At 68.6% G+C, this 26,058-nt stretch carries 30 protein-coding genes; all 30 read right to left on the reverse strand.

Annotated features, from left to right (window positions below; genetic code table 11):
• Positions 1-49: 49 nt before the first annotated feature.
• The 30 genes from ABD254_RS04620 to rpoB all read right to left on the reverse strand — a co-directional run bounded on the left by ABD254_RS04620 (position 50) and on the right by rpoB (position 25,677).
• Positions 50-955, reverse strand: coding sequence for a type I methionyl aminopeptidase (locus tag ABD254_RS04620; protein ID WP_344246108.1), 906 nt, complete (start codon positions 953-955; stop codon positions 50-52).
• Positions 956-968: 13 nt separating this feature from the next.
• On the reverse strand, positions 969-1,526 hold the full coding sequence (locus ABD254_RS04625; RefSeq protein ID WP_344248495.1) for an adenylate kinase: 558 nt from the start codon (positions 1,524-1,526) through the stop codon (positions 969-971).
• Positions 1,527-1,618: 92 nt separating this feature from the next.
• Positions 1,619-2,917, reverse strand: a complete 1,299-nt coding sequence (secY, locus tag ABD254_RS04630) for a preprotein translocase subunit SecY (protein WP_344246110.1) — start codon at positions 2,915-2,917, stop codon at positions 1,619-1,621.
• A 319-nt stretch (positions 2,918-3,236) separates the two neighbouring features.
• The gene (rplO, locus tag ABD254_RS04635) at positions 3,237-3,701 is read right to left on the reverse strand and encodes a 50S ribosomal protein L15 (RefSeq protein WP_344246112.1); all 465 of its coding nucleotides are present in this window, start codon (positions 3,699-3,701) and stop codon (positions 3,237-3,239) included.
• Between the two features lie 2 nt (positions 3,702-3,703).
• Positions 3,704-3,886: a 50S ribosomal protein L30 gene (gene rpmD, locus ABD254_RS04640; protein WP_106267288.1), complete on the reverse strand. Its 183-nt coding sequence runs from the start codon at positions 3,884-3,886 to the stop codon at positions 3,704-3,706.
• Complete coding sequence (gene rpsE / locus ABD254_RS04645; RefSeq protein ID WP_344246114.1) at positions 3,886-4,557, reverse strand: 30S ribosomal protein S5; 672 nt, start codon at positions 4,555-4,557, stop codon at positions 3,886-3,888. The genes rpmD and rpsE overlap by 1 nt, the downstream gene beginning before the upstream one ends.
• Before the next feature lie 43 nt (positions 4,558-4,600).
• On the reverse strand, positions 4,601-4,972 hold the full coding sequence (gene rplR, locus ABD254_RS04650; RefSeq protein WP_344246116.1) for a 50S ribosomal protein L18: 372 nt from the start codon (positions 4,970-4,972) through the stop codon (positions 4,601-4,603).
• Positions 4,972-5,508, reverse strand: coding sequence for a 50S ribosomal protein L6 (gene rplF / locus ABD254_RS04655; protein ID WP_344246118.1), 537 nt, complete (start codon positions 5,506-5,508; stop codon positions 4,972-4,974). Before rplF ends, rplR begins: the two co-directional genes overlap by 1 nt.
• A gap of 19 nt (positions 5,509-5,527) precedes the next feature.
• Positions 5,528-5,926 carry a 30S ribosomal protein S8 gene (gene rpsH, locus ABD254_RS04660; protein WP_344246120.1) on the reverse strand — a complete coding sequence of 133 codons (399 nt, stop codon included), beginning with the start codon at positions 5,924-5,926 and terminating at the stop codon, positions 5,528-5,530.
• Positions 5,927-6,003: 77 nt separating this feature from the next.
• Complete coding sequence (locus ABD254_RS04665) at positions 6,004-6,189, reverse strand: type Z 30S ribosomal protein S14 (RefSeq protein ID WP_344246122.1); 186 nt, start codon at positions 6,187-6,189, stop codon at positions 6,004-6,006.
• 1 nt (position 6,190) lies between these two features.
• Positions 6,191-6,763: a 50S ribosomal protein L5 gene (rplE, locus tag ABD254_RS04670; RefSeq protein ID WP_344246124.1), complete on the reverse strand. Its 573-nt coding sequence runs from the start codon at positions 6,761-6,763 to the stop codon at positions 6,191-6,193.
• The gene (gene rplX / locus ABD254_RS04675; RefSeq protein ID WP_344246126.1) at positions 6,763-7,104 is read right to left on the reverse strand and encodes a 50S ribosomal protein L24; all 342 of its coding nucleotides are present in this window, start codon (positions 7,102-7,104) and stop codon (positions 6,763-6,765) included. Before rplX ends, rplE begins: the two co-directional genes overlap by 1 nt.
• Positions 7,105-7,107: 3 nt before the next feature.
• On the reverse strand, positions 7,108-7,476 hold the full coding sequence (rplN, locus tag ABD254_RS04680; RefSeq protein ID WP_344246128.1) for a 50S ribosomal protein L14: 369 nt from the start codon (positions 7,474-7,476) through the stop codon (positions 7,108-7,110).
• A gap of 145 nt (positions 7,477-7,621) precedes the next feature.
• Entirely contained in the window at positions 7,622-7,912 is a 291-nt protein-coding gene (gene rpsQ, locus ABD254_RS04685; protein WP_344246130.1) for a 30S ribosomal protein S17, read from the reverse strand.
• Between the two features lie 7 nt (positions 7,913-7,919).
• Entirely contained in the window at positions 7,920-8,159 is a 240-nt protein-coding gene (gene rpmC, locus ABD254_RS04690) for a 50S ribosomal protein L29 (protein ID WP_188524500.1), read from the reverse strand.
• Positions 8,159-8,578, reverse strand: coding sequence for a 50S ribosomal protein L16 (gene rplP / locus ABD254_RS04695; RefSeq protein ID WP_344246134.1), 420 nt, complete (start codon positions 8,576-8,578; stop codon positions 8,159-8,161). The genes rpmC and rplP overlap by 1 nt, the downstream gene beginning before the upstream one ends.
• 3 nt (positions 8,579-8,581) lie before the next feature.
• Positions 8,582-9,412 carry a 30S ribosomal protein S3 gene (gene rpsC, locus ABD254_RS04700; RefSeq protein WP_344246136.1) on the reverse strand — a complete coding sequence of 277 codons (831 nt, stop codon included), beginning with the start codon at positions 9,410-9,412 and terminating at the stop codon, positions 8,582-8,584.
• A complete protein-coding gene (gene rplV, locus ABD254_RS04705; protein ID WP_188524503.1) occupies positions 9,412-9,780 on the reverse strand; it encodes a 50S ribosomal protein L22 in 369 nt (122 codons plus the stop codon). Before rplV ends, rpsC begins: the two co-directional genes overlap by 1 nt.
• 58 nt (positions 9,781-9,838) lie before the next feature.
• A complete protein-coding gene (rpsS, locus tag ABD254_RS04710) occupies positions 9,839-10,120 on the reverse strand; it encodes a 30S ribosomal protein S19 (protein ID WP_188524504.1) in 282 nt (93 codons plus the stop codon).
• Between the two features lie 14 nt (positions 10,121-10,134).
• A complete protein-coding gene (gene rplB, locus ABD254_RS04715) occupies positions 10,135-10,971 on the reverse strand; it encodes a 50S ribosomal protein L2 (protein ID WP_344246139.1) in 837 nt (278 codons plus the stop codon).
• 31 nt (positions 10,972-11,002) lie between these two features.
• A complete protein-coding gene (gene rplW / locus ABD254_RS04720; protein WP_188524506.1) occupies positions 11,003-11,305 on the reverse strand; it encodes a 50S ribosomal protein L23 in 303 nt (100 codons plus the stop codon).
• Positions 11,302-12,000: a 50S ribosomal protein L4 gene (rplD, locus tag ABD254_RS04725; protein ID WP_344246142.1), complete on the reverse strand. Its 699-nt coding sequence runs from the start codon at positions 11,998-12,000 to the stop codon at positions 11,302-11,304. Before rplD ends, rplW begins: the two co-directional genes overlap by 4 nt.
• 4 nt (positions 12,001-12,004) lie before the next feature.
• Positions 12,005-12,658 (reverse strand): 50S ribosomal protein L3, encoded by a 654-nt coding sequence (gene rplC / locus ABD254_RS04730; RefSeq protein ID WP_344246144.1) that lies wholly within the window; start codon positions 12,656-12,658, stop codon positions 12,005-12,007.
• A 14-nt stretch (positions 12,659-12,672) separates the two neighbouring features.
• Positions 12,673-12,981: a 30S ribosomal protein S10 gene (rpsJ, locus tag ABD254_RS04735; RefSeq protein ID WP_013837837.1), complete on the reverse strand. Its 309-nt coding sequence runs from the start codon at positions 12,979-12,981 to the stop codon at positions 12,673-12,675.
• A gap of 471 nt (positions 12,982-13,452) precedes the next feature.
• A complete protein-coding gene (tuf, locus tag ABD254_RS04740) occupies positions 13,453-14,649 on the reverse strand; it encodes an elongation factor Tu (RefSeq protein WP_344246146.1) in 1,197 nt (398 codons plus the stop codon).
• Positions 14,650-14,777: 128 nt separating this feature from the next.
• Positions 14,778-16,880: an elongation factor G gene (gene fusA / locus ABD254_RS04745; protein ID WP_344246148.1), complete on the reverse strand. Its 2,103-nt coding sequence runs from the start codon at positions 16,878-16,880 to the stop codon at positions 14,778-14,780.
• Positions 16,881-16,992: 112 nt separating this feature from the next.
• Complete coding sequence (gene rpsG, locus ABD254_RS04750; protein ID WP_344246150.1) at positions 16,993-17,463, reverse strand: 30S ribosomal protein S7; 471 nt, start codon at positions 17,461-17,463, stop codon at positions 16,993-16,995.
• Positions 17,463-17,837, reverse strand: coding sequence for a 30S ribosomal protein S12 (gene rpsL / locus ABD254_RS04755; RefSeq protein WP_344246152.1), 375 nt, complete (start codon positions 17,835-17,837; stop codon positions 17,463-17,465). Before rpsL ends, rpsG begins: the two co-directional genes overlap by 1 nt.
• Positions 17,838-18,224: 387 nt before the next feature.
• Entirely contained in the window at positions 18,225-22,106 is a 3,882-nt protein-coding gene (locus ABD254_RS04760; protein ID WP_344246154.1) for a DNA-directed RNA polymerase subunit beta', read from the reverse strand.
• A 58-nt stretch (positions 22,107-22,164) separates the two neighbouring features.
• Positions 22,165-25,677, reverse strand: a complete 3,513-nt coding sequence (gene rpoB / locus ABD254_RS04765) for a DNA-directed RNA polymerase subunit beta (protein WP_344246156.1) — start codon at positions 25,675-25,677, stop codon at positions 22,165-22,167.
• Between the last annotated feature and the right edge of the window lie 381 nt (positions 25,678-26,058).

Genomic DNA, 26,058 nt, shown 5'->3' on the forward strand with positions numbered 1-26,058 from the left:
CCCCCGGCCCCCTGGAACCGCGGGGATGGGGCGGGCAGCCCTCGAGCGATCAGCCCTCGAGCGAGACCGGCTCCACGCCGAACGGCGCGAGCCCTTCGCGACCACCGTCGGCGGCGGTCAGCACGCTGATCCCCGCCTCCGTGATCGCGACGCTGTGCTCCCAGTGCGCGGCACGGGCGCCGTCCGTCGTCACGACCGTCCAGTCGTCCTCGAGCACGCGCGTCGCTCCGCTCCCGGCCGTGACCATCGGCTCGACCGCCAGGCACATGCCCGGGCGCAGCCGTGGCCCGCGGTCCGAGGTGCGGAAGTTCACGACGTCCGGCGGCTGGTGCATCGCCGTGCCGATCCCGTGGCCGACGTACTCCTCGACGATGCCGTACTCGGCCCCGACCGCGTCGCCCGCGATCTCGACCGCCGCCTCGACGGCCGCGCCGACGTCCCCGAGCCGGCGCCCGCCCGCCAACGTGGCGATGCCCGCCCACATCGCGGTGCGGGTCGCCCGGACGAGCGCCACGTCGGACGCGCGCGCTCCGGGCACCCCCGCCACGACGTCGTCCGCCGAGCGGCGGGGATCGTCGAGGTCGAGGGCGCCGTCTGGCCCGAGCACCAGGCTCAGGGCCGAGTCGCCGTGCCACCCGTCGACGACGGCACCGCAGTCGATCGACACGACGTCACCGGCCCGCAGCACCCGGTCGCCCGGGATGCCGTGGATGACCTCGTCGTCGACCGACACGCAGATCGTCGCCGGGTACCCGTGGTAGCCGAGGAACGACGACGTCGCCCCCGCCTCGGCGATCACGCGCGCCGCGACGGCGTCGAGGTCCGCCGTCGTGACGCCGGGCCGGGCCGCCGCCCGCACGGCCGTGAGGGCGCGCTCCACGACCAGGCCCGCACGTCGCATGACGCGCACCTGGTCGATCGTCTTGAGCTCGACGCGCTCGCGGGAGAAGAACACCTCGGTCGGACCCTCAGCCCAGCTCCGCCGCCAGCGCCTGCACGATGCGCTCGGTGACCTCGTCGATCTCGCCGATGCCGTCGACCTTGGCCAGCAGGCCACGCTCGCCGTACGCCTCGGTCAGCGGCGCGGTCTGCTCGGCGTAGATGTCGAGCCGGCGCGCGATCGCGTCGGGGGTGTCGTCCTCGCGGCCCTCGAGCTCGGCCCGCTTGGAGATCCGGGCGAGGAGCTCGTCCCGGTCGGCGGTGAGCTCCACGACGCCGTCCAGCTGCCAGCCCAGGTCGGCCAGGATGCCGTCCAGGGCCTCGACCTGGTGGGCGTTGCGCGGGTAGCCGTCGAGGAGGAACCCGCCCTTCGCGTCGTCCTCGCTGAGGCGGTCGCGCACCATGGCGTCGGTGACCTCGTCGGGGACCAGCTCGCCCTTCGCGGTGTACTCCTGGGCGAGCTTGCCGAGCTCCGTGCCGCCCTTGATGTTGGCGCGGAAGATGTCTCCGGTCGAGATCGCCGGGATGTCGAAGAGCTCGGCGAGACGCGCAGCCTGCGTGCCCTTGCCGGCGCCCTGCGGGCCCATGATCACCAGGCGGGTGACCCGGGCCTCCGAGCTCGGGGCGCCGTGCAGCTCACGGCGGGTGGTCGGGGCGTTCGCGCCCCCGGGAGTCTCGGTCAACGGAGGAACCCTTCGTAGTGACGCTGCTGGAGCTGGGAGTCGATCTGCTTCACGGTCTCCAGACCGACACCGACGATGATGAGGATCGACGCACCGCCGAACGGGATGGCTTGTGTGACCCCGAGGGCGACGAGCACGAGCGTCGGGAGAAGCGCGACGATCGCCAGGTACACCGAACCGGCCGACGTGATGCGCGTGATGACGTAGTCCAGGTACTCGGCGGTCGGCCGTCCGGCACGGATACCGGGGATGAATCCGCCGTACTTCTTCATGTTGTCCGCGACCTCGTCCGGGTTGAACGTGATCGACGTGTAGAAGAACGCGAAGAAGACGATCATCAGCACGTACAGCACGATGTACAGCGGGTCGGACTGCTGGACCAGGTTGTTGGAGATCCACACCACCCACTCCGCCGACGGGTCGCCGAACTGCGCGAGCAGGCCCGGGATGGCGAGGATCGACGCCGCGAAGATGACCGGGATGACGCCGGCCATGTTGATCTTGATCGGGATGTAGGTGCTCGTCCCGCCATACATGCGGCGGCCCACCATGCGCTTCGCGTACTGCACCGGGATGCGCCGCTGCGACTGCTCGACGAACACGACGAGCCCGATGACGAGGACGATCATGACGATGATCAGGATGAAGTTCAGCGGACCGTTGGCGCCGCCCGCGATCGACCAGAGGGCCGACGGGAAGCTGGCGGCGATCGACGTGAAGATGAGCAGCGACATGCCGTTGCCGACGCCGCGCTCGGTGATCGTCTCGCCGAGCCACATGACCAGGCCGGTGCCCGCGGTCATCGTGATGACCATGAGCGTCGCCGTCATGAAGCTGTCGTCGGCGATCACGTCGACCGGGCAACCAGGGAAGAGCATCCCGGTGCGCGCCGTGGTGACGATCGTCGTCGACTGCAGGATCGCCAGCGCGATCGTGAGGTACCGCGTGTACTGGGTGAGCTTCGTCTGACCCGACTGGCCCTCCTTGTGCAGGGCCTCGAACCGCGGGATCACGACGCGCAGCAGCTGCACGATGATGCTCGCGGTGATGTACGGCATGATGCCGAGCGCGAAGATCGACAGCTGCAGGAGCGCCCCACCGCTGAAGACGTTGACGAGCCCGAGCAGGGACGTGCTGCCCTCGAGGACAGCCACGCACTGCTGGACGTTGCCGTAGTCGACGCCGGGGGTCGGCACGAGCGACCCCACACGGAAGAGCGCCATGATCGCGATCGTGAACAGCAGCTTGCGCCGCAGGTCCGGTGTCCGGAAAGCCCGGCCGAATGCGCTGAGCACCTATCCTCCTGACCCGCCCGCGGCGGGTGGTCGTGTCGCCGGCTGCCCGGCGAGATGTGACGCGACGCGCCACGCGGCCCGTGGGGCCTCGTCGCCGTCGCGCCGACTTTGTCGTCGGTCCGGCCGGACGTCCCGGCGGACACCGCGCACCCTGGCGGACCGGGGGCGCGGAGCGGACCGTGACGGATTCTACGTGCCCTCGGCGAGTGATCCGGACCACACGGGCCCGAGCCGCCCTACGACCGCCGGAAGGCGGGCAGGCCCGCCGAGAGCACACAGGGCCGGCAGCGCGTGCGCGCTACCGGCCCTGCTGCGGATGTCAGTCCTCGGAGACCGTGCCGCCGGCCGCCAGGATCTTGTCCTTGGCGGAGCCGGACACGCGGTCGACCGCGACATCCAGCTTGACGGTGATCTCGCCCGTGCCGAGCACCTTCACCGGCTGACCCTTGCGGACCGCGCCCTTGGCGACGAGGCCCTCGACGGTGACGGAGCCACCCTCGGGGTACAGCGCGGCGAGCTTGTCCAGGTTGACGACCTGGTACTCGACGCGGAACGGGTTGGTGAACCCACGGAGCTTCGGGAGGCGCATGTGCAGAGGCATCTGCCCACCCTCGAAGCGCTGGGGAACCTGGTAGCGAGCCTTCGTACCCTTGGTACCGCGACCCGCCGTCTTGCCCTTCGACGCCTCACCACGACCCACGCGGGTCTTGGCGGTCTTGGCGCCGGGGGCCGGACGCAGGTGGTGCACCTTGAGCGGCTGCGCCTTCTCGGTGTTGTCGGCCATGATCACTCGACCTCCTCGACGGTGACGAGGTGCGCCACCGTGGTGACCATGCCACGGATCTCCGGGCGGTCCTCCTTCACGGCGGTGTCGCCGATCCGCTTGAGGCCGAGGGTCCGCAGCGTGTCACGCTGGTTCTGCTTGCCGCCGATGGCGGACTTGACCTGGGTGACCTTGAGTCGAGCCATCACGCACCCACCTTCTCGCCGGACTTCTCCGCCTTGGCGGCCAGTCCGGCAGCCTGCGCACGCAGGAGCGCGGCCGGGGCCACGTCCTCGAGCGGCAGACCACGGCGGGCAGCCACGGCAGCCGGCTCCTCGAGGCCCTTGAGGGCCGCGACGGTGGCGTGCACGATGTTGATCGCGTTGGACGAGCCGAGCGACTTGCTCAGCACGTCGTGGATGCCGGCGCACTCCAGCACGGCGCGCACCGGACCACCGGCGATCACACCGGTACCCGGCGACGCCGGACGCAGGAACACGACGCCGGCAGCGGCCTCACCCGTGATGGGGTGGGGGATGGTGCCCTGGATGCGCGGGACGCGGAAGAAGTTCTTCTTCGCCTCCTCGACACCCTTGGCGATCGCCGCGGGCACCTCCTTGGCCTTGCCGTAGCCGACACCCACGGTGCCGTCGCCGTCGCCCACCACGACCAGCGCGGTGAAGCTGAAGCGGCGACCACCCTTGACGACCTTCGAGACGCGGTTGATGGTCACCACGCGCTCGACGAAGGCGTTCTTGTCGGCCTGGTCGCGGCCACCGCCGCGGCGGTCGTCGCGACGGCCACCGCCACGGCGGCCGTCGCCCTTGTTGGACTCGTTGGCGCCCTGGGGGGCGCCGGTGCGCTGCCCTGCAGCCATCAGAGGATCCTCATCTTCCGTGCGAAATCGCGGACGTCGGCCATCACAGCTCCAGCCCCGCTTCCCGGGCGCCGTCGGCGACCGCAGCCACCCGACCGTGGTACTTGTTGCCGCCGCGGTCGAAGACCACGGCCTCGATGCCGGCCGCCTTGGCACGCGCGGCGACGAGCTCGCCGACCTTGCGTGCCTTCGCGGTCTTGTCGGCGTCGGAGGCCCGCAGGTCCGCCTCGAGCGTGGAGGCCGAGGCGACCGTCTTGCCGACGGTGTCGTCCACGATCTGCGCCACCATGTGGCGCGAGGAGCGGGTGACGACGAGGCGCGGACGCGACGCGGTGCCCTTGATCTTCTTGCGCAGGCGAAGGTGGCGGCGCTGACGAGCGACGGACTTGCCCTTGCCCAGAACCTTGAGAGCCATCACTTACCAGCCTTCCCGACCTTGCGGCGGACGACCTCGCCGGCGTAACGCACGCCCTTGCCCTTGTAGGGCTCGGGCTTGCGGATCTTGCGGATGTTCGCTGCGACCTCGCCGACCTGCTGCTTGTCGATGCCGGCCACGGAGAACTTCGTGGGGCTCTCCACCGCGAAGGTGATGCCCTCGGGGGCCGAGACGACGACCGGGTGCGAGAAGCCGAGGGCGAACTCGAGGCTCTGGCCCTTGGCGGTCACGCGGTAACCGGTGCCGACGATCTCGAGCTTCTTCTCGTAGCCCTGGGTGACACCGGTGACGATGTTCGCCAGCAGGGTGCGGGTCAGGCCGTGCAGCGCACGGGAGTCACGCTCGTCGTTCGGGCGGGACACCACGAGGGTGCCGTCGTCCTGCGAGACCGTGATGGGGGCGGGCACCGTGTGGTCGAGGGTCCCCTTGGGGCCCTTGACGGTCACGAGCGCACCGCTGATGGTGACGTCCACGCCGGCCGGGACCGGAACGGGGAGCTTGCCGATTCGAGACATGGCGGTTCTCCTTTCCGGATTACCAGACGTAGGCGAGGACTTCGCCGCCGACGCCCTTGGTCTGGGCCTGGCGGTCGGTCAGCAGACCGGAGGACGTGGACAGGATCGCCACGCCGAGGCCGCCGAGGACCTTGGGCAGGTTGGTGGACTTCGCGTAGACACGCAGGCCGGGCTTCGACACGCGGCGCACGCCGCTGAGGGCGCGCTCCCGGCTCGGGCCGTACTTGAGCGTGAGGGTGAGGCTCTTGCCCACCTTCGCGTCCTCGACGGTCCAGCCGGTGATGTAGCCCTCGGCCTGGAGGATCTCGGCGATGTGCGACTTCAGCTTCGAGTGCGGCATGGTCACCGTCTCGTGGTGAGCCGAGTTCGCGTTACGCAGACGCGTGAGCATGTCTGCGATCGGGTCGGTCATGGTCATTGGGCTCTAGCCCTTCCTCACCGGGGTATCCGTCTCGGCGCTGTTCGGCGCCGACGCGGACCTTCGGCGTAGTGGTTTTACCAGCTGCTCTTGGTGACGCCGGGAAGCTCGCCACGGTGGGCCATCTCGCGAAGGCACACACGGCACAGGCCGAACTTGCGGTACACGGAGTGCGGACGACCGCACTTCTGGCACCGGGTGTAGGCGCGGACGGCGAACTTCGGCTTGGCGTTCGCCTTGTTGATCAGGGCCTTCTTCGCCATGTCAGTTCTCCTTGAAGGGGAAGCCGAGACGGCGCAGCAGGGAGCGGCCCTCGTCATCGGTCGTCGCCGTGGTCACGACCGTGATGTCCATGCCGCGGACGCGGTCGATCTTGTCCTGGTCGATCTCGTGGAACATCGACTGCTCCGTGAGACCGAAGGTGTAGTTGCCGTGCCCGTCGAACTGCTTCGGGCTCAGGCCGCGGAAGTCACGGATGCGGGGAAGCGCGACCGACAGCAGCCGGTCCAGGAACTCCCACATGCGGTCGCCGCGCAGCGTGACGTGCGCGCCGATCGGCATGCCCTCGCGCAGCTTGAACTGAGCGATCGACTTGCGGGCCCGGGTGACCTGCGGCTTCTGACCCGTGATCGCGGTCAGGTCGCGGATCGCGCCCTCGATGAGCTTGGAGTCCTTGGCGGCGTCACCGACACCCATGTTGACGACGATCTTGGTCAGACCGGCGACCTGGTGGATGTTCTGGTGGCCGAACTCCTCGAGCAGCGCCGCCAGGATCTCCTCGCGGTACTTCTGCTTGAGGCGCGGGGTGGCCGGGGCCTCGAGAGTGGTCTCGGTCATCAGATGTCCTTCCCGGAACGCTTGGCGACGCGCACGCGGACCGTACGGGTACGGCCGTCGCGCTCGACCTGCTCGGTGCGGAACCCGACCCGGGTGCCCTTCTTGGTCTCCGGGTCGACCAGCATCACGTTCGAGACGTGGATCGACGCCTCGACGGTCTCGATGCCACCCGTGCGGGTGCCACGCGCCGTCTGGCCGGCCTTGACGTGCTTGGTGACGCGCTGCACGCCCTCGACCACGATGCGGTCCGAGTCCGTGAGCACCTCGAGCACGCGGCCCGTCTTGCCCTTGTCACGACCGGCGATGACGATCACCTGGTCGCCCTTCTTGATCTTCGCCATGGGTCAGAGCACCTCCGGTGCCAGCGAGATGATCTTCATGAACCGCTTGTCACGCAGCTCGCGCCCGACCGGGCCGAAGATACGGGTTCCACGAGGCTCGCCGTCGGTCTTGAGGATCACGGCGGCGTTCTCGTCGAACTTGATGTAGGAACCGTCGGGACGACGGCGCTCCTTGGCGGTCCGGACGATGACCGCCTTGACGACGTCGCCCTTCTTCACGTTGCCGCCCGGGATCGCGTCCTTGACGGTGGCGACGATGGTGTCGCCGATACCGGCGTAGCGACGGCCGGATCCACCGAGAACACGGATGCAGAGAATCTCCTTGGCACCCGTGTTGTCGGCGACCCGCAGTCGCGACTCCTGCTGGATCATCGATTGATCTCCTGTCGTCGAGCTGGTTCTCGTCCCGGGCTGTGCCGGGCGAGCCTTGCCGAACGGATAGTTGCTGTGGTGGCTGTGGCGGGCCGCATACGTGTGTCACGGCCCGCCACGGCCGAAGGTCAGAAGACCTTCTGGATCACTTGGCCTTCTCGAGGATCTCCGTCAGGCGCCACCGCTTGGTCGCGGACAGCGGACGGGTCTCCATGATCTCGACCAGGTCGCCGATACCGGCGGAGTTCTGCTCGTCGTGCGCCTTCACCTTGGCGGTGGTGCGCAGGACCTTGCCGTAGAGCGGGTGCTTCTTGCGGTCCTCGACCTCGACGACGATGGTCTTGTCCATCTTGTCGCTGACGACGTACCCGCGACGCACCTTGCGCGTGCTGCGCTCGGCCTCGACGGCGGCCTCGGTGTTCGTGTTGTCGCTCATCGCTGCCTCACTCACTCACGCTCGGTGCCGTACGGATGCCGAGCTCGCGCTCCCGCAGGATCGTGTAGATCCGCGAGATGTCGCGCTTCACGGCCTTGATCCGACCGTGGGACTCCAGCTGGCCGGTGGCCGACTGGAAACGGAGGTTGAACAGCTCCTCCTTGGCCTTCTTCAGCTCCGCGACGAGCTTCTCGTCGTCGAAGCCGTCCAGGTCGGCAGGAGCCATGCCCTTGGTTCCGACTGCCATCAGTTCGCACCACCCTCGCGCACCACGAAACGGCACTTCATCGGGAGCTTGTGGATCGCACGGCGCATGGCCTCACGAGCCAGCTCCTCGTCGACACCGGCCAGCTCGAAGACGATCCGGCCGGGCTTGACGTTGGCGACCCACCACTCGGGCGAACCCTTTCCGGAACCCATGCGGGTCTCGGCGGGCTTCTTGGTCAGGGGACGGTCCGGGTAGATGTTGATCCAGACCTTGCCGCCACGCTTGATGTGGCGGGTCATCGCGATACGAGCAGCCTCGATCTGACGGTTGGTGACGTAGGCGGGCTCGAGAGCCTGGATGCCGAAGTCGCCGAACGCGATCGTGGTGCCACCCTTCGCCGCGCCGGAGCGCGACGGGTGGTGCTGCTTGCGGTGCTTGAGCCTGCGCGGGATCAGCATGACTCAGGCCTCCGTTCCGGACTCGGGTGCCGGCGCCGCCTGCTCGGCCGGGGCCGCGTCGGACGCGGGTGCCTCGGCGGCGGGCTGAGCCGGACGCTCGGTGCGGCGAGGACCGCCACGGCGCTCCCCACGCTCCGGACGACCGCCGCGACCCCCACGGGGCGCGGAGGTGGCCTGCTGCGCGGCGAACTCCTTCTCGGTCATGTCGCCCTTGTAGATCCACACCTTCACGCCGATGCGGCCGAAGGTGGTGCGGGCCTCGAAGAAGCCGTAGTCGATGTTCGCGCGCAGCGTGTGCAGCGGCACACGACCCTCGCGGTAGAACTCCGAACGGCTCATCTCGGCGCCGCCGAGGCGGCCCGAGACCTGCACGCGGATGCCCTTCGCGCCGGCGCGCTGCGCGGACTGGATGCCCTTGCGCATGGCGCGACGGAAGGAGACGCGGCTCGCCAGCTGCTCGGCGATGCCCTGCGCGACGAGCTGCGAGTCGATCTCGGCGTTCTTGACCTCGAGGATGTTGAGCTGGACCTGCTTGCCGGTGAGCTTCTCGAGCTCGCCGCGGATGCGGTCCGCCTCGGCGCCCCGACGGCCGATGACGATGCCCGGGCGCGCCGTGTGGATGTCCACGCGGACGCGGTCGCGGGTGCGCTCGATCTCGACCTTGGAGATGCCGGCCCGCTCGAGGCCGGTGCTCATCAGCTTGCGGATCTGCACGTCCTCGCGGACGTAGTCGCGGTACCGCTGACCGGGCTTGGTGCTGTCGGCGAACCAGCGCGACCGGTGGTCGGTGGTGATGCCGAGGCGGTACCCGTGCGGGTGAACCTTCTGCCCCACTATCGGGCCCCTTCCTTCTGCTCACGCGGTGCGACGACCACGGTGATGTGGCTGGTGCGCTTGAGGACCTGGCTGGCACGCCCCTGCGCACGCGGCCGGAACCGCTTGAGCGTCGGCCCCTCGTCGACGAACGCCGCCGAGACGAAGAGCTCCGTCTCGTCGAAGCGCTCGCTGGCGCGGTCGGCCTTCACCCGAGCGTTCGCGACGGCGCTCTCCACGACCTTGCGGATCGGCTCGCTCGCCGCCTGCGGCGCGAACTTGAGCACCGCGACGGCCTCAGCGGCCTGCTTGCCACGGATGAGGTCCACGACGCGCCGGGCCTTCTGGGGCGTGACACGGACGAACCGCGCCTGCGCCTTGGCTTCCATTGCTGTCCTGCTTCCTTTTCTCAGACCGTCAGGGTCCGTCGCCTGGCTGACCCGGGGGTCAGCGGCGACGGCCCTTCTTGTCGTCCTTCACGTGGCCGCGGAAGGTTCGCGTGGGAGCGAACTCGCCGAGCTTGTGGCCGACCATCGACTCGGTCACGAAAACCGGGGTGTGCTTCCGGCCGTCGTGCACGGCGAAGGTGTGGCCGAGGAAGTCGGGCGTGATGACCGACCGACGGGACCAGGTCTTGATGACGTTCTTGGTCCCCTTCTCGTTCTGACCGTCCACCTTCTTCTGCAGGTGGTCGTCGACGAAGGGGCCCTTCTTCAGGCTACGAGGCATCTGTCAGGCTCCTATCAGCGCTTCTTGCCGGTGCGACGACGGCGGACGATCAGCTTGTCGCTGGGCTTGTTCGGACGGCGGGTCCGGCCCTCGGCCTGGCCCCAGGGGCTGACCGGGTGCCGACCACCGGAGGTCTTGCCCTCACCACCACCGTGCGGGTGGTCGATCGGGTTCATGGCGACACCACGCACGGTCGGGCGGATGCCCTTCCAGCGGTTGCGGCCGGCCTTGCCCCAGTTGATGTTCGACTGCTCGGCGTTGCCGACCTCGCCGACCGTCGCGCGGCAGCGCAGGTCGACGTTGCGGATCTCGCCGGACGGCATGCGCAGCTGCGCGTACGGGCCGTCCTTCGCGACGAGCTGCACCGACGCACCGGCCGAACGGGCGATCTTCGCACCGCCACCGGGCCGGAGCTCGACGGCGTGGATGACCGTACCGGTCGGGATGTTGCGCAGCGGCAGGTTGTTGCCGGGCTTGATGTCGGCGCCGGCACCGGCCTCGACGACGTCACCCTGCGACAGCTTGTTCGGCGCGATGATGTAGCGCTTCGTGCCGTCCGCGTAGTGCAGGAGCGCGATGCGCGCCGTGCGGTTCGGGTCGTACTCGATGTGGGCGACCTTGGCAGGCACGCCGTCCTTGTCGTGACGACGGAAGTCGATCACGCGGTAGGCACGCTTGTGGCCACCGCCCTTGTGGCGGGTGGTGATACGCCCGGAGTTGTTCCGGCCGCCCGTCTTGGACAGCGGACGGACCAGAGACTTCTCCGGCTGCGAGCGCGTGATCTCGACGAAGTCGGCAACGCTCGCGCCGCGGCGTCCGGGCGTCGTCGGCTTGTACTTACGGATTCCCATGGAAAGTGTCCTCGATCTGCTCTCGTCCGGGTCAGCCGACCGGACCGCCGAAGATGTCGATCGTGCCCTCACGGAGGGTGACGATCGCGCGCTTCGTGTCCTTGCGCTTGCCCAGGCCGTAGCGCGTGCGACGCGCCTTGCCCTTGCGGTTGATCGTGTTCACCGAGTCGACCTTGACGCCGAAGACCTGCTCGACCGCGATCTTGATCTCGGTCTTGTTGGCCCGCGGGTCCACGACGAAGGTGTACTTGCCCTCGTCGAGGAGGTTGTAGGACTTCTCGGAGACGACCGGCGCGATCAGGATGTCGCGCGGGTCCTTCGTCACGGCGGTCACTTGGTGGCCTCCTCGGTCTCGGCCGCCTCGGTCTCGGTCGCCACGGCCTTCACCGACTTGCCCGTCGCCGGGCCCGCGAGGAACGCGGCCAGCGCGGCCTCGGTGAAGACGACGTCGTCGGAGACGAGCACGTCGTAGGTGTTGAGCTGGTCCGCCTGGATGAGGTGGACGCGCTCGACGTTGCGCAGCGACTTGATGGTCAGGTCGTCCGAGCGCTCCGTGACCACGAGGACGTGCGTGCGCTCGGTGAGCGCCTCGATCGTCTTGACGGCGGTCTTGGTCGACGGCGCGCCGTCGATGCCGAAGCCGGACACGACGTGCACGCGGCCGGCGCGGGCCCGGTCGGACAGGGCACCGCGCAGGGCGGCGACCTTCATCTTCTTCGGGGTCCGCTGGTCGTACGAGCGCGGCTGCGGGCCGTGGACGGTGCCACCGCCGGCGAACTGCGGGGCGCGCGTCGAACCCTGGCGGGCGCGGCCGGTGCCCTTCTGCTTGTAGGGCTTGCGGCCACCGCCGCGGACCTCGCCGCGGGTCTTGGTGGAGTGCGTGCCCTGCCGGGCGGCGGCGCGCTGGGCGACGACCACCTGGTGGATCAGCGGGACGTTGGTGACGACGTCGAACACCTCGGCAGGAAGCTCGGCGGAGCCGGCCTTCTTGCCCTGGGCGTCGAGCACGTCGACAGTCTGGTGAGCCATGGTGTCACGCACCCTTCGCGGCGGTACGCACGATGACGACGCCGCCCTTGGGGCCGGGAACCGCGCCCTTGACGAGGAGCAGGCCCTTCTCGGCGTCGACCGCGTGGACGGTCAGGTTCTGCACGGTCTGGCGGGCGTGGCCCATCCGACCGGCCATGCGCAGGCCCTTGAACACGCGCGACGGCGTCGAAGCGCCACCGATCGAGCCGGCCTTGCGGTGGTTGCGGTGCGCACCGTGCGAGGCACCCACGCCGGAGAAGCCGTGACGCTTCATGACACCGGCGGTGCCCTTGCCCTTGGTGGTGCCGACGACGTCGACCACTGCACCGGCCTCGAAGGCCTCGGCGGTGATCTCCTGGCCGAGGGCGAACTCGGCGGCGTCGGAGGTGCGGATCTCGGCCACGTGGCGGCGCGGCGTCACGCCGGCCTTCTCGAAGTGGCCCTTGAGCGGCTTGGTGACCTTGCGCGGGTCGATCTGGCCGGCCGCGAGCTGGATGGCGGCGTAGCCGTCGCCCTCCGCGTTGCGGACCTGGGTCACGACGTTGGTCGGGACGGCCACGACGGTGACGGGCACGAGGCGGCCGTCAGCGTCCCAGAGCTGGGTCATGCCGAGCTTGGTGCCGAGCACCGCGGTCACGTTCTTCTGCTGGTTGGTCATGTTCTCCCCCAGCCTCAGAGCTTGATCTCGATGTTCACGTCGGCCGGCAGGTCGATCCGCATGAGCGAGTCGACGGCCTTCGGCGTGGGGTCGATGATGTCGATGAGCCGCTTGTGCGTGCGCATCTCGAAGTGCTCGCGGCTGTCCTTGTACTTGTGAGGCGACCGGATGACGGTGAAGACGTTCTTCTCCGTCGGCAGCGGCACCGGGCCCACGACCGTCGCACCAGCGCGAGTCACCGTGTCGACGATCTTGCGCGCCGAGCTGTCGATGACCTCGTGGTCGTAGGACTTGAGCCGGATGCGGATCTTCTGTCCCGCCATGGCGTCGTCTGACTCTCTCTCTCGAACCGCTACTGTCCGACCCCCGCGCTCGGGCGTGTCGCCTATGGCGACGGTCCCGGGCACACACCTGATCGGCGTGGGGCCGTTGGATGTGGTCCGCAGGGCGGACCACGACGTTTGTCGAGCCTGTCGAGACATGTGTCCCGCGGGGCGCTCGTGCGCATCGACAGCCGGCAACCCCGCGAACCCTCCCTTTCGGAGGGGAATCGCTCCAGGTCACGCGAGCCGGGTTCCGGAGGAGCTCCGGGGCCGGCGCGCGCACCGTGGTGCTACACACTGTTCGACACGAGAAAGAACGCGCCCGTGACAGGCAACCTGAACATCTTGCCACACGAACCCGCCCCAGACCAAGCGGTGGGGCAGGAAAGCCGGTGTGACGCCGGACGCACCGGAGGCCCGGACCCTCGAGAGGGCCCGGGCCTCCGCTGCAGAGCTGCTCAGCCGGTCAGATCACTTGATGATCTTGGTGACACGGCCGGACCCGACCGTGCGGCCACCCTCACGGATGGCGAAGCCGAGGCCCTCCTCCATGGCGATCGGCTGGATCAGCGCGACCGTCATCTCGGTGTTGTCGCCGGGCATGACCATCTCGGTGCCCTCGGGCAGCGTGATGACGCCGGTGACGTCGGTGGTGCGGAAGTAGAACTGCGGACGGTAGTTCGAGTAGAACGGGTTGTGACGCCCACCCTCGTCCTTGCCCAGGATGTAGACCTGCGCCTCGAAGTCCGTGTGCGGGGTGATCGAGCCCGGCTTCACGACGACCTGGCCGCGCTCGACGTCCTCGCGCTTGATGCCGCGCAGGAGCAGACCGGTGTTGTCGCCGGCCTGGGCCTGGTCCATCTGCTTGTGGAACGTCTCGATACCGGTGACCGTGGTCTTCTGCGGCACGCGGATGCCCACGATCTCGACCTCGGAGTTGACGTCGAGCGTGCCACGCTCCACCTTGCCGGTCACGACGGTGCCGCGGCCGGTGATGGTGAAGACGTCCTCGACGGGCATGAGGAACGGCTTGTCCAGCTCGCGCTCCGGCTCCGGGACGTTCTCGTCCACGGCCTCCATGAGCTCGATGACCTTCTGGGTCCACTCGGGGTCGCCCTCGAGCGCCTTGAGGCCGGACACGCGGACGACCGGAGCGTTGTCGCCGTCGAACTCCTGCGACGACAGCAGCTCGCGGACCTCCATCTCGACGAGCTCGAGGATCTCCTCGTCGTCGACCATGTCGGCCTTGTTCAGCGCCACGAGCAGGTAGGGGACGCCCACCTGGCGGGCGAGCAGCACGTGCTCGCGGGTCTGGGCCATCGGGCCGTCGGTCGCCGCGACCACGAGGATCGCGCCGTCCATCTGGGCCGCACCGGTGATCATGTTCTTGATGTAGTCGGCGTGACCCGGGGCGTCGACGTGCGCGTAGTGGCGCTTCGGCGTCTCGTACTCGATGTGCGCGATGTTGATCGTGATACCGCGCTGCTTCTCCTCCGGCGCGGCGTCGATCTCGTCGAAGTTGCGCTGCGTGTTCGCCGGCAGGTCCGGGTACTTGTCCGCAAGCGTCTTCGAGATCGCGGCAGTCAGCGTCGTCTTACCGTGGTCGACGTGCCCGATCGTGCCGATGTTGACGTGCGGCTTGGTCCGCTCGAACTTGGCCTTAGCCACTGGGGTCCTCCTGGGACTTGGGTAGATGTTCCCGAACGTTGCGAGACTCGGCCAAGAAGCCTACATCCCGCGGGGCGACGGGGTTTCCTACAGGTTGATGGTTGTGCTGGTCGTCGACCTGTGGGGACTCACTCGCCCCGGGTCTTCTTGATGATCTCGTCAGCAACGTTGCGAGGAACCTCGGCGTAGCTGTCGAACTGCATCGAGTACACCGCGCGGCCCTGCGTCTTGGAACGCAGGTCGCCGATGTACCCGAACATCTCGCTCAACGGTACCTGGGCGCGCACGACCTTGACGCCGGTCGCGTCCTCCATGGACTGGATCATCCCACGACGCGAGTTGATGTCGCCGATCACGTCGCCCATGTACTCCTCGGGCGTCCGGACCTCGACGGCCATGACGGGCTCGAGGATGACCGGGTCGGCCCGCTTGATGCCCTCCTTGAAGACCATCGAACCGGCGATCTTGAACGCCATCTCCGAGGAGTCGACGTCGTGGTAGGCACCGTCGAGCAGCGTGGCCTTGACCCCGACCACGGGGAACCCGGCCAGCACGCCCTGCTGCATCGCCGACTGGATGCCGGCGTCCACGGACGGGATGTACTCGCGCGGGATGCGACCACCGGTGACGGCGTTCTCGAACTCGTAGAGCTCGCCCTCGGCCGTCTCGAGCGGCTCGAAGGTCACCTGGACCTTCGCGAACTGCCCCGAGCCACCGGTCTGCTTCTTGTGGGTGTAGTCGATCTTCTCCGCGGCGCGGCGGATCGTCTCGCGGTACGCCACCTGCGGCTTGCCGACGTTGGCCTCGACCTTGAACTCGCGGCGCATGCGGTCCACGAGGATGTCGAGGTGGAGCTCGCCCATGCCGCCGATGACGGTCTGGCCGGTCTCCTCGTCCAGCTTCACGCGGAAGGTCGGGTCCTCCTGGGCGAGCTTCTGGATCGCCGTGGAGAGCTTCTCCTGGTCGGCCTTCGTCTTCGGCTCGATGGCCACGTCGATGACCGGCTCCGGGAAGGTCATCGACTCGAGGATGACCGGGTTCGCCGGGTCGCACAGCGTGTCACCGGTGGTGACGTCCTTGAGCCCGATGAACGCGTAGATGTGCCCGGCGTGAGCCTCTTCGACCGGGTTCTCCTTGTTGGAGTGCATCTGGAAGAGCTTCCCGATGCGCTCCTTCTTGCCCTTGGTCGAGTTCTGGACCTGAGCGCCCTGCGCGACCTTGCCCGAGTAGACGCGGACGTAGGTGAGCTTGCCGAAGAACGGGTGCGTGGCGACCTTGAACGCGAGGGCCGAGAACGGCTCCGCCTCGTCCGGACGACGCTCGACGATCTTCTCCGCGTCCTTGACGTCGTGGCCCTGGACGGCGGGCACGTCGAGCGGGGTCGGCAGGTAGTCGATGACGGCGTCGAGCATGGGCTGCACGCCCTTGTTCTTGAACGCCGAGCCGCACAGCACGGGGAAGGCCTGGGACGACACGACGAGCTTGCGGATGCCGCCCTTGATCTCGGCGATCGTGAGCTCTTCGCCGCCCAGGAACTTCTCGAGCAGGTCGTCGTCGGTCTCGGCGACGGCCTCGACGAGCTCGGCCCGGTACTGCTCGGCCTTCTCGAGGAGGTCGGCGGGGATCTCCTCGACCTCGTACTCCTCGCCCATCTTGGTGTCGCCGCGCCACGTGAGCGCCTTCATCTCGACGAGGTCGACGACGCCCTCGAAGTCGTTCTCGGCACCGATCGGGAGCTGGATGACGAGCGGCTTCGCCTTGAGGCGGTTGATGATGGTGTCGACCGTGAAGTAGAAGTCGGCGCCGAGCTTGTCCATCTTGTTGACGAAGCAGATGCGCGGGACGTCGTACTTGTCGGCCTGGCGCCACACGGTCTCCGACTGGGGCTCCACACCCTCCTTGCCGTCGAACACCGCGACCGCGCCGTCGAGCACACGCAGGGAACGCTCCACCTCGACGGTGAAGTCCACGTGGCCCGGGGTGTCGATGATGTTGATCTGGTTGTTCTTCCAGTAGCAGGTCGTCGCGGCGGACGTGATCGTGATGCCGCGCTCCTGCTCCTGCTCCATCCAGTCCATCGTCGACGCGCCGTCGTGCGTCTCACCGATCTTGTAGTTCACACCCGTGTAGAACAGGATGCGCTCGGTGGTGGTGGTCTTGCCGGCATCGATGTGGGCCATGATGCCGATGTTGCGGACCTTGTTCAGGTCGGTCAGCACGTCGAGTGCCACGGTGCGTTACCCCTTGTCGGTGGAAGGTCGGAAGCCGGGCCGGAGGGCCGGCTTCCGGCCGGATCCGGATCCGCGGACGGCCCCGGGGGTCACCCAGGGCCGTCCGAGCGCATCACCAGCGGTAGTGCGCGAAGGCCTTGTTGGAGTCGGCCATCTTGTGCATGTCCTCGCGACGCTTCACCGCGGCACCGAGGCCGTTCGAGGCGTCGAGGATCTCGTTCATGAGGCGCTCGGTCATCGTCTTCTCGCGACGGGCGCGCGAGAAGTCGGTGAGCCAGCGCAGCGCGAGCGTCGTGGAACGCACCGGGCGCACCTCGACCGGCACCTGGTAGGTGGCGCCACCGACACGGCGGGAGCGGACCTCGAGGGCCGGGCGGACGTTCTCCAGCGCGCGCTTGAGCACGACGACCGGGTCCTGGTCCGTCTTGGCACGGACGCCCTCGAGGGCGCCGTAGACGATCGACTCGGCGGTGGACTTCTTGCCGTCGAGCAGGACCTTGTTGATCAGCTGCGTCACGACGGGCGACCCGTAGACGGGGTCGACGATGAGCGGCCGCTTGGGGGCCGGACCCTTGCGAGGCATCAGGCCTTCTCCTTCTTCGCGCCGTACTTGCTGCGGCCCTGCTTGCGGTTCTTGACACCCTGGGTGTCGAGCGCGCCGCGGACGATCTTGTAGCGGACGCCCGGGAGGTCCTTCACACGACCGCCGCGGACGAGCACGATCGAGTGCTCCTGCAGGTTGTGGCCGACGCCGGGGATGTAGGCGGTGACCTCGCTACCGGAGGAGAGCTTCACGCGCGCCACCTTGCGGAGGGCGGAGTTCGGCTTCTTGGGGGTGGTGGTGTACACACGGGTACACACGCCGCGCCGCTGGGGGGAGGCCTTGAGGGCGGGCGTCTTGGACGCCACGGCCTTCGTGCTCCGGCCCTTGCGGACGAGCTGCTGGATCGTAGGCACTACGTCTCCGTCGTCTTCTCGAGCTCACGAGGGCCGGCCGGCCCTCGACGGTGGTCTGTCTGGCTTGTGCGTGCCGATCGCATGCGGCACCCGCGGCCCTCACGGACCGCAACGCCACTTACCACCGGCTCGATGGCCCGGGTCCGCTCCCGTCCTGACGGACGGTCGGAGCGGTCTTCCGGGGGTACCTGTGCACTCGCGTCGCCGACGCCTCCGGCAGCCATCCCGAGCCGGGGGCTCAGGGCTGACAGCGGGATGCGCGCGCGACAGCACGGGCACGGCTTCCAAGGTTACCCGCGGAAGCAAGCGGGGTCAAAGGAACGGGAGGGGCGCACGATGTGACGTGCGCCCCTCCCGTCCTACCTCGCGACTAGCTCAAGGCCGGACTCAGCGGAAGTCGCCGAAGTCCAGGTCCTCCAGCGGGATCGCCTCGCCCGAGCCCATGCCGAGCGTCGGGAAGTCGATCTCGTCGTAGCCGAAGCTCGGGTAGAGCTCCGCCTTGGCCTGCTCGGTCGGCTCCACCTCGATGTTCCGGTAGCGGGCGAGGCCCGTGCCGGCGGGGATGAGCTTACCGATGATGACGTTCTCCTTGAGGCCCAGCAGCGGATCACGACGACCGCTCATGGACGCCTCGGTGAGCACGCGGGTCGTCTCCTGGAAGGAGGCGGCCGAGAGCCACGAGTCGGTCGCGAGCGACGCCTTCGTGATGCCCATCAGCTCCGGACGGCCGGAGGCCGGCTGGCCACCCTCCGCCACGGCCCGGCGGTTCGCGTCCTCGAACCGCATGCGCTCCGCGAGCTCACCCGGCAGGAGGTGGGAGTCGCCCGAGTCGAGCACGGTCACGCGACGCAGCATCTGCCGCACGATGACCTCGATGTGCTTGTCGTGGATGTCCACGCCCTGCGACCGGTAGGTCTCCTGGACCTCGTCCACCAGGTGCTTCTGCGTCGCACGCGGGCCGAGGATGCGCAGCACCTTCTTCGGGTCGACGGCGCCCAGGACGAGCTGCGTGCCCACCTGGACCTGGTCACCGTCCGCCACCAGCAGGCGCGCACGCTTCGTGACCGGGTAGCGGATCTCCTCGCCCCCGTCGGCCGGCGTGAGGACCAGGTGCCGCGTGCGGTCCGTGTCCTCGATCGCCACCGTGCCCGTGTACTCCGCGATCGGCGCCTCACCCTTGGGGGTACGGGCCTCGAAGAGCTCGGTGACGCGCGGCAGACCCTGCGTGATGTCGTCGGCCGAGGCCACACCACCGGTGTGGAACGTCCGCATCGTCAGCTGGGTGCCGGGCTCGCCGATGGACTGCGCGGCGATGATGCCGACGGCCTCGCCGATGTCCACGAGCTTGCCCGTGGCGAGCGAGCGCCCGTAGCACTTGGCGCACGTGCCGACGCGGGACTCGCAGGTCAGCACCGAGCGGACCTTGACGCTCTCGATCCCGGCGGCGATCACCTTGTCGATGATCACGTCGCCGGCGTCCGAGCCCGCCTCGGCCACGACCGTGCCGTCCTCCGCCACGACGTCCGTCGCGAAGGTGCGCGAGTAGATGCTCGTCTCGACGCGCGGGTGCGGGACCAGCACGTCGCCGATGCGCTCGGCGACGGGCAGGCTCAGCCCGCGCTCCGTGCCGCAGTCGTCCTCGCGGATGATGACGTCCTGCGACACGTCCACGAGACGACGGGTCAGGTAGCCCGAGTCCGCGGTACGCAGCGCCGTGTCGGCCAGACCCTTGCGGGCACCGTGCGAGGCGATGAAGTACTCGAGGACGGACAGGCCCTCGCGGTAGTTGGACTTGATCGGGCGCGGGATGATCTCGCCCTTCGGGTTCGCCACGAGACCGCGCATACCGGCGATCTGGCGGACCTGCATCCAGTTACCACGGGCGCCCGAGGACACCATGCGGTACAGCGTGTTCCGCGCGTCGCTCTCGAGGTTCTCCCGCATGACCGACGCGATCTTGTCGGTGGCCTGCGTCCAGATCTCGATGAGCTCCTGACGGCGCTCGTCGTCGGTGATCAGACCCTTCTCGAACTGGTCCTGCACCTTGAGGGCGCGCTGCTCGTGCTCGTCGAGGATCGTGTTCTTCACGTCCGGCATCGCGACGTCGGAGATCGCGATCGTCACGCCCGAGCGGGTGGCCCACCGGTAGCCGGCGTCCTTGAGCGCGTCGAGCGACGTCGCGACGTCGACCTTCGGGTAGCGCTCCGCGAGGTCGTTGACGATCGTCGAGAGCTCCTTCTTGCCGACCACGCCGTTCTGGAACGGGTAGTCGACCGGGAGCGCCTCGTTGAAGATCGTGCGGCCCAGCGTGGTCTCGAACAGCAGCGTCTGCCCCTGCTCCCAGCCCTCCGGCGCCTCGAAGCCCGTGGTCGGCGGCACGAGGTCGTCGACGCGGATCTTGACGGTGGCGTTGAGGTCCAGCTCGCCGCGGTCGAGCGCCATGATCGCCTCGGCCTGCGAGGAGAACACCCGGCCCTCGCCCTGGGCCCCCGGCCGGTCGGACGTGAGGTGGTGCAGACCGATGATCATGTCCTGCGAGGGCATGGTCACCGGACGGCCGTCCGACGGCTTGAGGATGTTGTTGCTCGAGAGCATGAGGATGCGGGCCTCGGCCTGCGCCTCGGCGCTCAGGGGCAGGTGGACCGCCATCTGGTCACCGTCGAAGTCCGCGTTGAACGCGGCGCACACGAGCGGGTGCAGGTGGATGGCCTTGCCCTCGACGAGCTGGGGCTCGAACGCCTGGATGCCGAGGCGGTGCAGGGTGGGGGCACGGTTCAGCAGCACCGGGTGCTCCTGGATGACCTCCTCCAGCACGTCCCAGACCTCGCCGCGCGTGCGCTCGACCATGCGCTTCGCGCTCTTGATGTTCTGCGCGTGGTTGAGCTCCACGAGCCGCTTCATGACGAACGGCTTGAACAGCTCGAGGGCCATCTGCTTGGGCAGGCCGCACTGGTGCAGCTTGAGCTGCGGGCCGACCACGATGACCGAACGGCCCGAGTAGTCGACGCGCTTGCCGAGCAGGTTCTGGCGGAACCGGCCCTGCTTGCCCTTGAGCATGTCGGAGATCGACTTGAGCGGGCGGTTGCCCGGCCCGGTGACCGGGCGGCCGCGGCGGCCGTTGTCGAACAGCGAGTCGACGGCCTCCTGGAGCATCCGCTTCTCGTTGTTGACGATGATCTCCGGCGCGCCCAGGTCGAGCAGGCGCTTGAGCCGGTTGTTGCGGTTGATCACGCGGCGGTACAGGTCGTTCAGGTCGCTCGTCGCGAAGCGGCCACCGTCGAGCTGCACCATCGGGCGCAGGTCCGGCGGGATGACCGGGACGGCGTCGAGGACCATCGCCGTGGGCGAGTTCGTCGTCGTGAGGAACGCGTTGACGACCTTGAGCCGCTTGAGGGCACGGGTCTTGCGCTGCCCCTTGCCCGAGCGGATGGTCTCGCGCAGCGACTCGGCCTCGGCCTCCAGGTCGAAGCTCTCGAGGCGCTTCTGGATCGCCGCGGCGCCCATCGAGCCCTCGAAGTAGGTGCCGTAGCGGTCCTGGAGCGTGCGGTACAGCATCTCGTCGCCCTCGAGGTCCGCGACCTTGAGGTTCTTGAACCGGTCCCAGACCTGCTCGAGGCGGTCGAGCTCGGCGTCGGCACGCTTGCGCAGCTGCGCCATCTCGCGCTCGGCCGAGTCGCGCACCTTGCGGCGCGCGTCCGCCTTGGCGCCCTCCGCCTCGAGCTCGGCCAGGTCGGCCTCGAGCTTGGCGGCGCGGGTGTTGATGTCGTTGTCGCGGCGGTCCGAGATCTCCTTCTTCTCCAGGTCGATCTCGTTCTGGAGGTTCGGGAGGTCCTCCTGCCGGGCCTCGTCGTCGACCCACGTGATCATGTAGGCCGCGAAGTAGATGACCTTCTCCAGGTCCTTCGGCGCGAGGTCGAGCAGGTAGCCCAGGCGCGACGGCACACCCTTGAAGAACCAGATGTGCGTGACCGGGGCGGCGAGCTCGATGTGCCCCATGCGCTCACGGCGCACCTTCGAGCGGGTCACCTCGACGCCGCAGCGCTCGCAGATGATGCCCTTGAAGCGCACGCGCTTGTACTTGCCGCAGTAGCACTCCCAGTCCCGGGTGGGGCCGAAGATCTTCTCGCAGAAGAGCCCGTCCTTCTCCGGCTTCAGGGTGCGGTAGTTGATGGTCTCGGGCTTCTTGACCTCCCCGTGCGACCAGGCACGGATGTCGTCGGCCGTGGCCAGGCCGATACGCAGCTCGTCGAAGACGTTGACGTCGAGCAAGATGTCCTACTTCCTCAAAACTCTTGAAATGTCCGTGGAGTTCAGCTGGTCGCTGGGATCAGATCTCGTCGACGGAGGCGGCCGAGTTGGGGCGCCGGGACAGGTCGATCCCGAGCTCCTCCGCGGCGCGGTACACCTCGTCGTCGGACTCCTTCATCTCGATGGAGGAGCCGTCGCTCGAAAGGACCTCGACGTTCAGGCACAGCGACTGCATCTCCTTGAGGAGCACCTTGAAGGACTCCGGGATGCCCGAGTCGGGGATGTTCTCGCCCTTGACGATCGCCTCGTACACCTTCACGCGGCCGGGGACGTCGTCGGACTTGATGGTGAGCAGCTCCTGCAGCGTGTAGGCCGCGCCGTACGCCTCGAGGGCCCACACCTCCATCTCGCCGAAGCGCTGGCCGCCGAACTGCGCCTTACCACCCAGCGGCTGCTGCGTGATCATCGAGTACGGGCCCGTCGAGCGCGCGTGGATCTTGTCGTCGACCAGGTGGTGGAGCTTGAGGATGTACATGTAGCCCACCGCGACCGGGTCCGGGAACGGCTCGCCGGAGCGGCCGTCGAACATCCGGGCCTTGCCGTCGGTGGCGACCATGCGCTCGCCGTCGCGGTTCGGCAGCGTCGTGCCGAGCAGGCCGCGCAGGGCGTTCTCCTCCAGGCCGTCGAACACCGGCGTCGCCACCGGGGTGCCCGGCTCGGACTTCGACGCGACCTCGGGCAGGGTCTCCTTCCAGGAGAGGTCCTTGCCCTCGGCCAGCTCGATGTCCCAACCGCGGCTCGCGACCCACCCGAGGTGGGTCTCGAGCACCTGGCCGACGTTCATGCGGCCCGGCACGCCCAGCGGGTTGAGGATGACGTCCACGGGGGTCCCGTCGGGGAGGAACGGCATGTCCTCCTGCGGCAGGATCTTCGAGATGACGCCCTTGTTGCCGTGCCGGCCCGCGAGCTTGTCGCCCACGGTGATCTTGCGGCGCTGCGCGATGTAGACGCGCACCAGCTGGTTCACGCCGGCGGGCAGCTCGTCGCCGTCCTCCCGGTTGAACTCGCGCACGCCGATGACCGTGCCGGACTCGCCGTGGGGCACCTTGAGCGACGTGTCGCGGACCTCACGGGCCTTCTCGCCGAAGATCGCGCGCAGCAGGCGCTCCTCCGGGGTCAGCTCGGTCTCGCCCTTCGGGGTGACCTTGCCGACCAGCACGTCACCGGCACCGACCTCGGCGCCGATGCGGATCACGCCGCGCTCGTCGAGGTCCGCCAGGACGTCCTCGGAGACGTTCGGGATGTCCCGCGTGATCTCCTCGGGGCCGAGCTTGGTGTCGCGGGCGTCGACCTCGTGCTCCTCGATGTGGATCGAGGACAGCACGTCGTCCTCCACGAGGCGCTGCGACAGGATGATCGCGTCCTCGTAGTTGTGGCCCTCCCACGACATGAACGCGACGAGCAGGTTGCGGCCGAGCGCGAGGTCGCCCTCGTCGGTCGCGGGGCCGTCGGCCAGCACGGAGCCGACCTCGACCCGCTGGCCCTCGTCCACGAGCACGCGCTGGTTGTAGCTGGTGCCCTGGTTCGAGCGGCGGAACTTCGCCACCCGGTAGGAGCCCGTGGTGCCGTCGTCGTTCGCGGTCAGGATGAGGTCCGCGGAGACCTCGGTGACGACGCCGGGCTTGGTCGCCACGATGACGTCGCCCGCGTCGACCGCCGCACGACGCTCCATGCCGGTGCCGACCAGCGGCGCCTCGGAGCGGACCAGCGGCACGGCCTGGCGCTGCATGTTGGCGCCCATGAGCGCGCGGTTCGCGTCGTCGTGCTCGAGGAACGGGATCAGGGCCGTCGCGACCGACACCATCTGGCGCGGGGAGACGTCCATGTAGTCGACCTCGGTCGGCGGCAGGTCGTCGGTCTCGCCGCCCTTGGTGCGCACCAGGACGCGGTCGGACAGGAACGCGCCGTCCTCGGCGAGGGCGGTGTTCGCCTGCGCGATGACGTGGCGGTCCTCGTCGTCGGCGGTGAGGTACACGACGTCGTCGGTCACCTTGCCGTTCACGACCTTGCGGTACGGCGTCTCGATGAAGCCGAACGGGTTAATGCGACCGAACGACGCGAGCGAGCCGATGAGGCCGATGTTCGGGCCCTCAGGGGTCTCGATCGGGCACATGCGGCCGTAGTGCGACGGGTGGACGTCACGGACCTCCATGCCGGCGCGGTCGCGGGACAGACCGCCCGGGCCCAGCGCGTTGAGGCGACGCTTGTGCGTCAGCCCGGCGAGCGGGTTGTTCTGGTCCATGAACTGCGACAGCTGCGACGTGCCGAAGAACTCGCGGATCGACGCCACGACAGGGCGGATGTTGATCAGCGTCTGCGGCGTGATGGCCTCGACGTCCTGCGTCGTCATGCGCTCGCGGACCACGCGCTCCATGCGCGACAGGCCCGTGCGGACCTGGTTCTGGATCAGCTCGCCGACGGCGCGGATGCGGCGGTTGCCGAAGTGGTCGATGTCGTCGGTCTCGACGCGGACCTCGATCTGCTCCCCGGCGCGGGTGCCGGGGATCGTCGCGTGGTCGGCGTGCAGCGCGGCCAGGTACTTGATCGTCGCGACGACGTCGGTGATCGACAGGGTCGAGTCGGCCAGGGGCGCGTCGACGCCGAGCTTCTTGCTCACCTTGTAGCGGCCGACCTTCGCCAGGTCGTAGCGCTTCGGGTTGAAGTAGAAGTTCTCCAGCAGCGCGCGACCGGCCTCGACCGTCGGCGGCTCGCCCGGACGGATCTTGCGGTACAGGTCGACCAGGGCCTCGTCCTGGGTGTGGACGTGGTCCTTCTCGAGGGTGTCGAGCACGGACGGGTAGTCGGCGAACTCCTCGCGGATCTCGGCCTCCGTCATGCCGAGCGCCTTGAGCAGGACGGTGACGGGCTGCTTGCGCTTGCGGTCGACGCGGACGCCGACGGCGTCACGCTTGTCGATCTCGAACTCGAGCCAGGCGCCGCGCGACGGGATGACCTTCGCGGAGAAGACGTCCTTGTCGCTCGTCTTGTCCGGCTGACGCTCGAAGTAGACGCCCGGGGAGCGCACCAGCTGGGAGACGACGACGCGCTCCGTGCCGTTGATGACGAACGTGCCGCGCGCGGTCATGAGCGGGAAGTCACCCATGAAGACCGTCTGGCTCTTGATCTCGCCGGTCGTGTAGTTGACGAACTCCGCGGTGACGAACAGCGGCGCGGCGTACGTGAAGTCCTTCTCCTTGCACTCCTCCGCCGTGTACTTCGGCGGCTCGAAGCGGTGGTTGGAGAACGACAGGGACATCGACTGGCCGAAGTCCTCGATCGGCGAGATCTCCTCGAAGATCTCCTCCAGGCCCGAGGTGGCCGGGACGTCCGCGCGGCCGGCGGTGTTCGCGGCCTCCACCCGGGCCTGCCAGGCCGGGTTGCCGAGGAGCCAGTCGAAGCTCTCGGTCTGCAGCCCGAGGAGGTCGGGGACCTCGAGCGGCTCGTAGATCTTGGCGAAGGAGACGCGGCGGGAAGCGGTGCGGTTCGCGATGGCGTCGGCGGACGGAACAGAAGGGGTGCGCGAGGCAGCCAAGAGGGGTCCTTCCCTGCAGTTCGGGTGGCACGCTGTACGCTCAGCGAGGCTGCAGGCGCCGGACCGCGGCTGGGTGGACCGTCCGAGGGGTCACGAAGTGGTGACCACGGGGGCGGGACTTCGTCGGCGGTGGAGGCGTCGGGGCACAAGCGAGCGCAAAGCGCTAGCGTAGCCAGAACATCGAAGTTTGTCCACTCGCGCGGGCACACCAGTGGACGCCCTCGGTTCCGGGTGATGAGGACGTTGTCTCGGTGGCCGCCATATGCCGCCCAAGAAACGGTTGTCGTCCCACGATACCGGCGTCACGACGAGGGCGCCAGGCACGCCGGGGCGAGATGCGTCACGCTCCAGGACCCGCCCTTCCCGGGACGCACGAGAGGC

Origin of the sequence: Isoptericola hypogeus, assembly GCF_039531145.1 — a bacterium.
Lineage (GTDB): Bacteria > Actinomycetota > Actinomycetes > Actinomycetales > Cellulomonadaceae > Isoptericola > Isoptericola hypogeus.

Coding starts and splice junctions, on each gene's coding strand:
- rplC (WP_344246144.1), bottom strand. CDS start 12,658: ATGACCAACCAGCAGAAGAACGTGACCGCGGTGCTCGGCACCAAGCTC.
- ABD254_RS04665 (WP_344246122.1), bottom strand. CDS start 6,189: ATGGCGAAGAAGGCCCTGATCAACAAGGCGAACGCCAAGCCGAAGTTC.
- rplE (WP_344246124.1), bottom strand. CDS start 6,763: ATGACCGAGACCACTCTCGAGGCCCCGGCCACCCCGCGCCTCAAGCAG.
- rplR (WP_344246116.1), bottom strand. CDS start 4,972: ATGGCTCTCAAGGTTCTGGGCAAGGGCAAGTCCGTCGCTCGTCAGCGC.
- rpsE (WP_344246114.1), bottom strand. CDS start 4,557: ATGGCTGCAGGGCAGCGCACCGGCGCCCCCCAGGGCGCCAACGAGTCC.
- rplF (WP_344246118.1), bottom strand. CDS start 5,508: ATGTCTCGAATCGGCAAGCTCCCCGTTCCGGTCCCGGCCGGCGTGGAC.
- rplP (WP_344246134.1), bottom strand. CDS start 8,578: ATGCTGATCCCGCGCAGGCTCAAGCACCGCAAGCAGCACCACCCGTCG.
- rplN (WP_344246128.1), bottom strand. CDS start 7,476: ATGATCCAGCAGGAGTCGCGACTGCGGGTCGCCGACAACACGGGTGCC.
- rpsH (WP_344246120.1), bottom strand. CDS start 5,926: ATGACCATGACCGACCCGATCGCAGACATGCTCACGCGTCTGCGTAAC.
- rplV (WP_188524503.1), bottom strand. CDS start 9,780: ATGGAAGCCAAGGCGCAGGCGCGGTTCGTCCGTGTCACGCCCCAGAAG.
- rpsG (WP_344246150.1), bottom strand. CDS start 17,463: ATGCCTCGCAAGGGTCCGGCCCCCAAGCGGCCGCTCATCGTCGACCCC.
- rplX (WP_344246126.1), bottom strand. CDS start 7,104: ATGGCGAAGATCAAGAAGGGCGACCAGGTGATCGTCATCGCCGGTCGT.
- ABD254_RS04625 (WP_344248495.1), bottom strand. CDS start 1,526: ATGGGCCCGCAGGGCGCCGGCAAGGGCACGCAGGCTGCGCGTCTCGCC.
- rplB (WP_344246139.1), bottom strand. CDS start 10,971: ATGGGAATCCGTAAGTACAAGCCGACGACGCCCGGACGCCGCGGCGCG.
- rpmD (WP_106267288.1), bottom strand. CDS start 3,886: ATGGCTCGACTCAAGGTCACCCAGGTCAAGTCCGCCATCGGCGGCAAG.
- rpsQ (WP_344246130.1), bottom strand. CDS start 7,912: ATGAGCGACAACACGAACACCGAGGCCGCCGTCGAGGCCGAGCGCAGC.
- rpmC (WP_188524500.1), bottom strand. CDS start 8,159: ATGGCAGTCGGAACCAAGGGCATGGCTCCTGCCGACCTGGACGGCTTC.
- rplO (WP_344246112.1), bottom strand. CDS start 3,701: ATGGCCGACAACACCGAGAAGGCGCAGCCGCTCAAGGTGCACCACCTG.
- rplD (WP_344246142.1), bottom strand. CDS start 12,000: ATGGCTCACCAGACTGTCGACGTGCTCGACGCCCAGGGCAAGAAGGCC.
- rpsJ (WP_013837837.1), bottom strand. CDS start 12,981: ATGGCGGGACAGAAGATCCGCATCCGGCTCAAGTCCTACGACCACGAG.
- rpsS (WP_188524504.1), bottom strand. CDS start 10,120: ATGCCTCGTAGCCTGAAGAAGGGCCCCTTCGTCGACGACCACCTGCAG.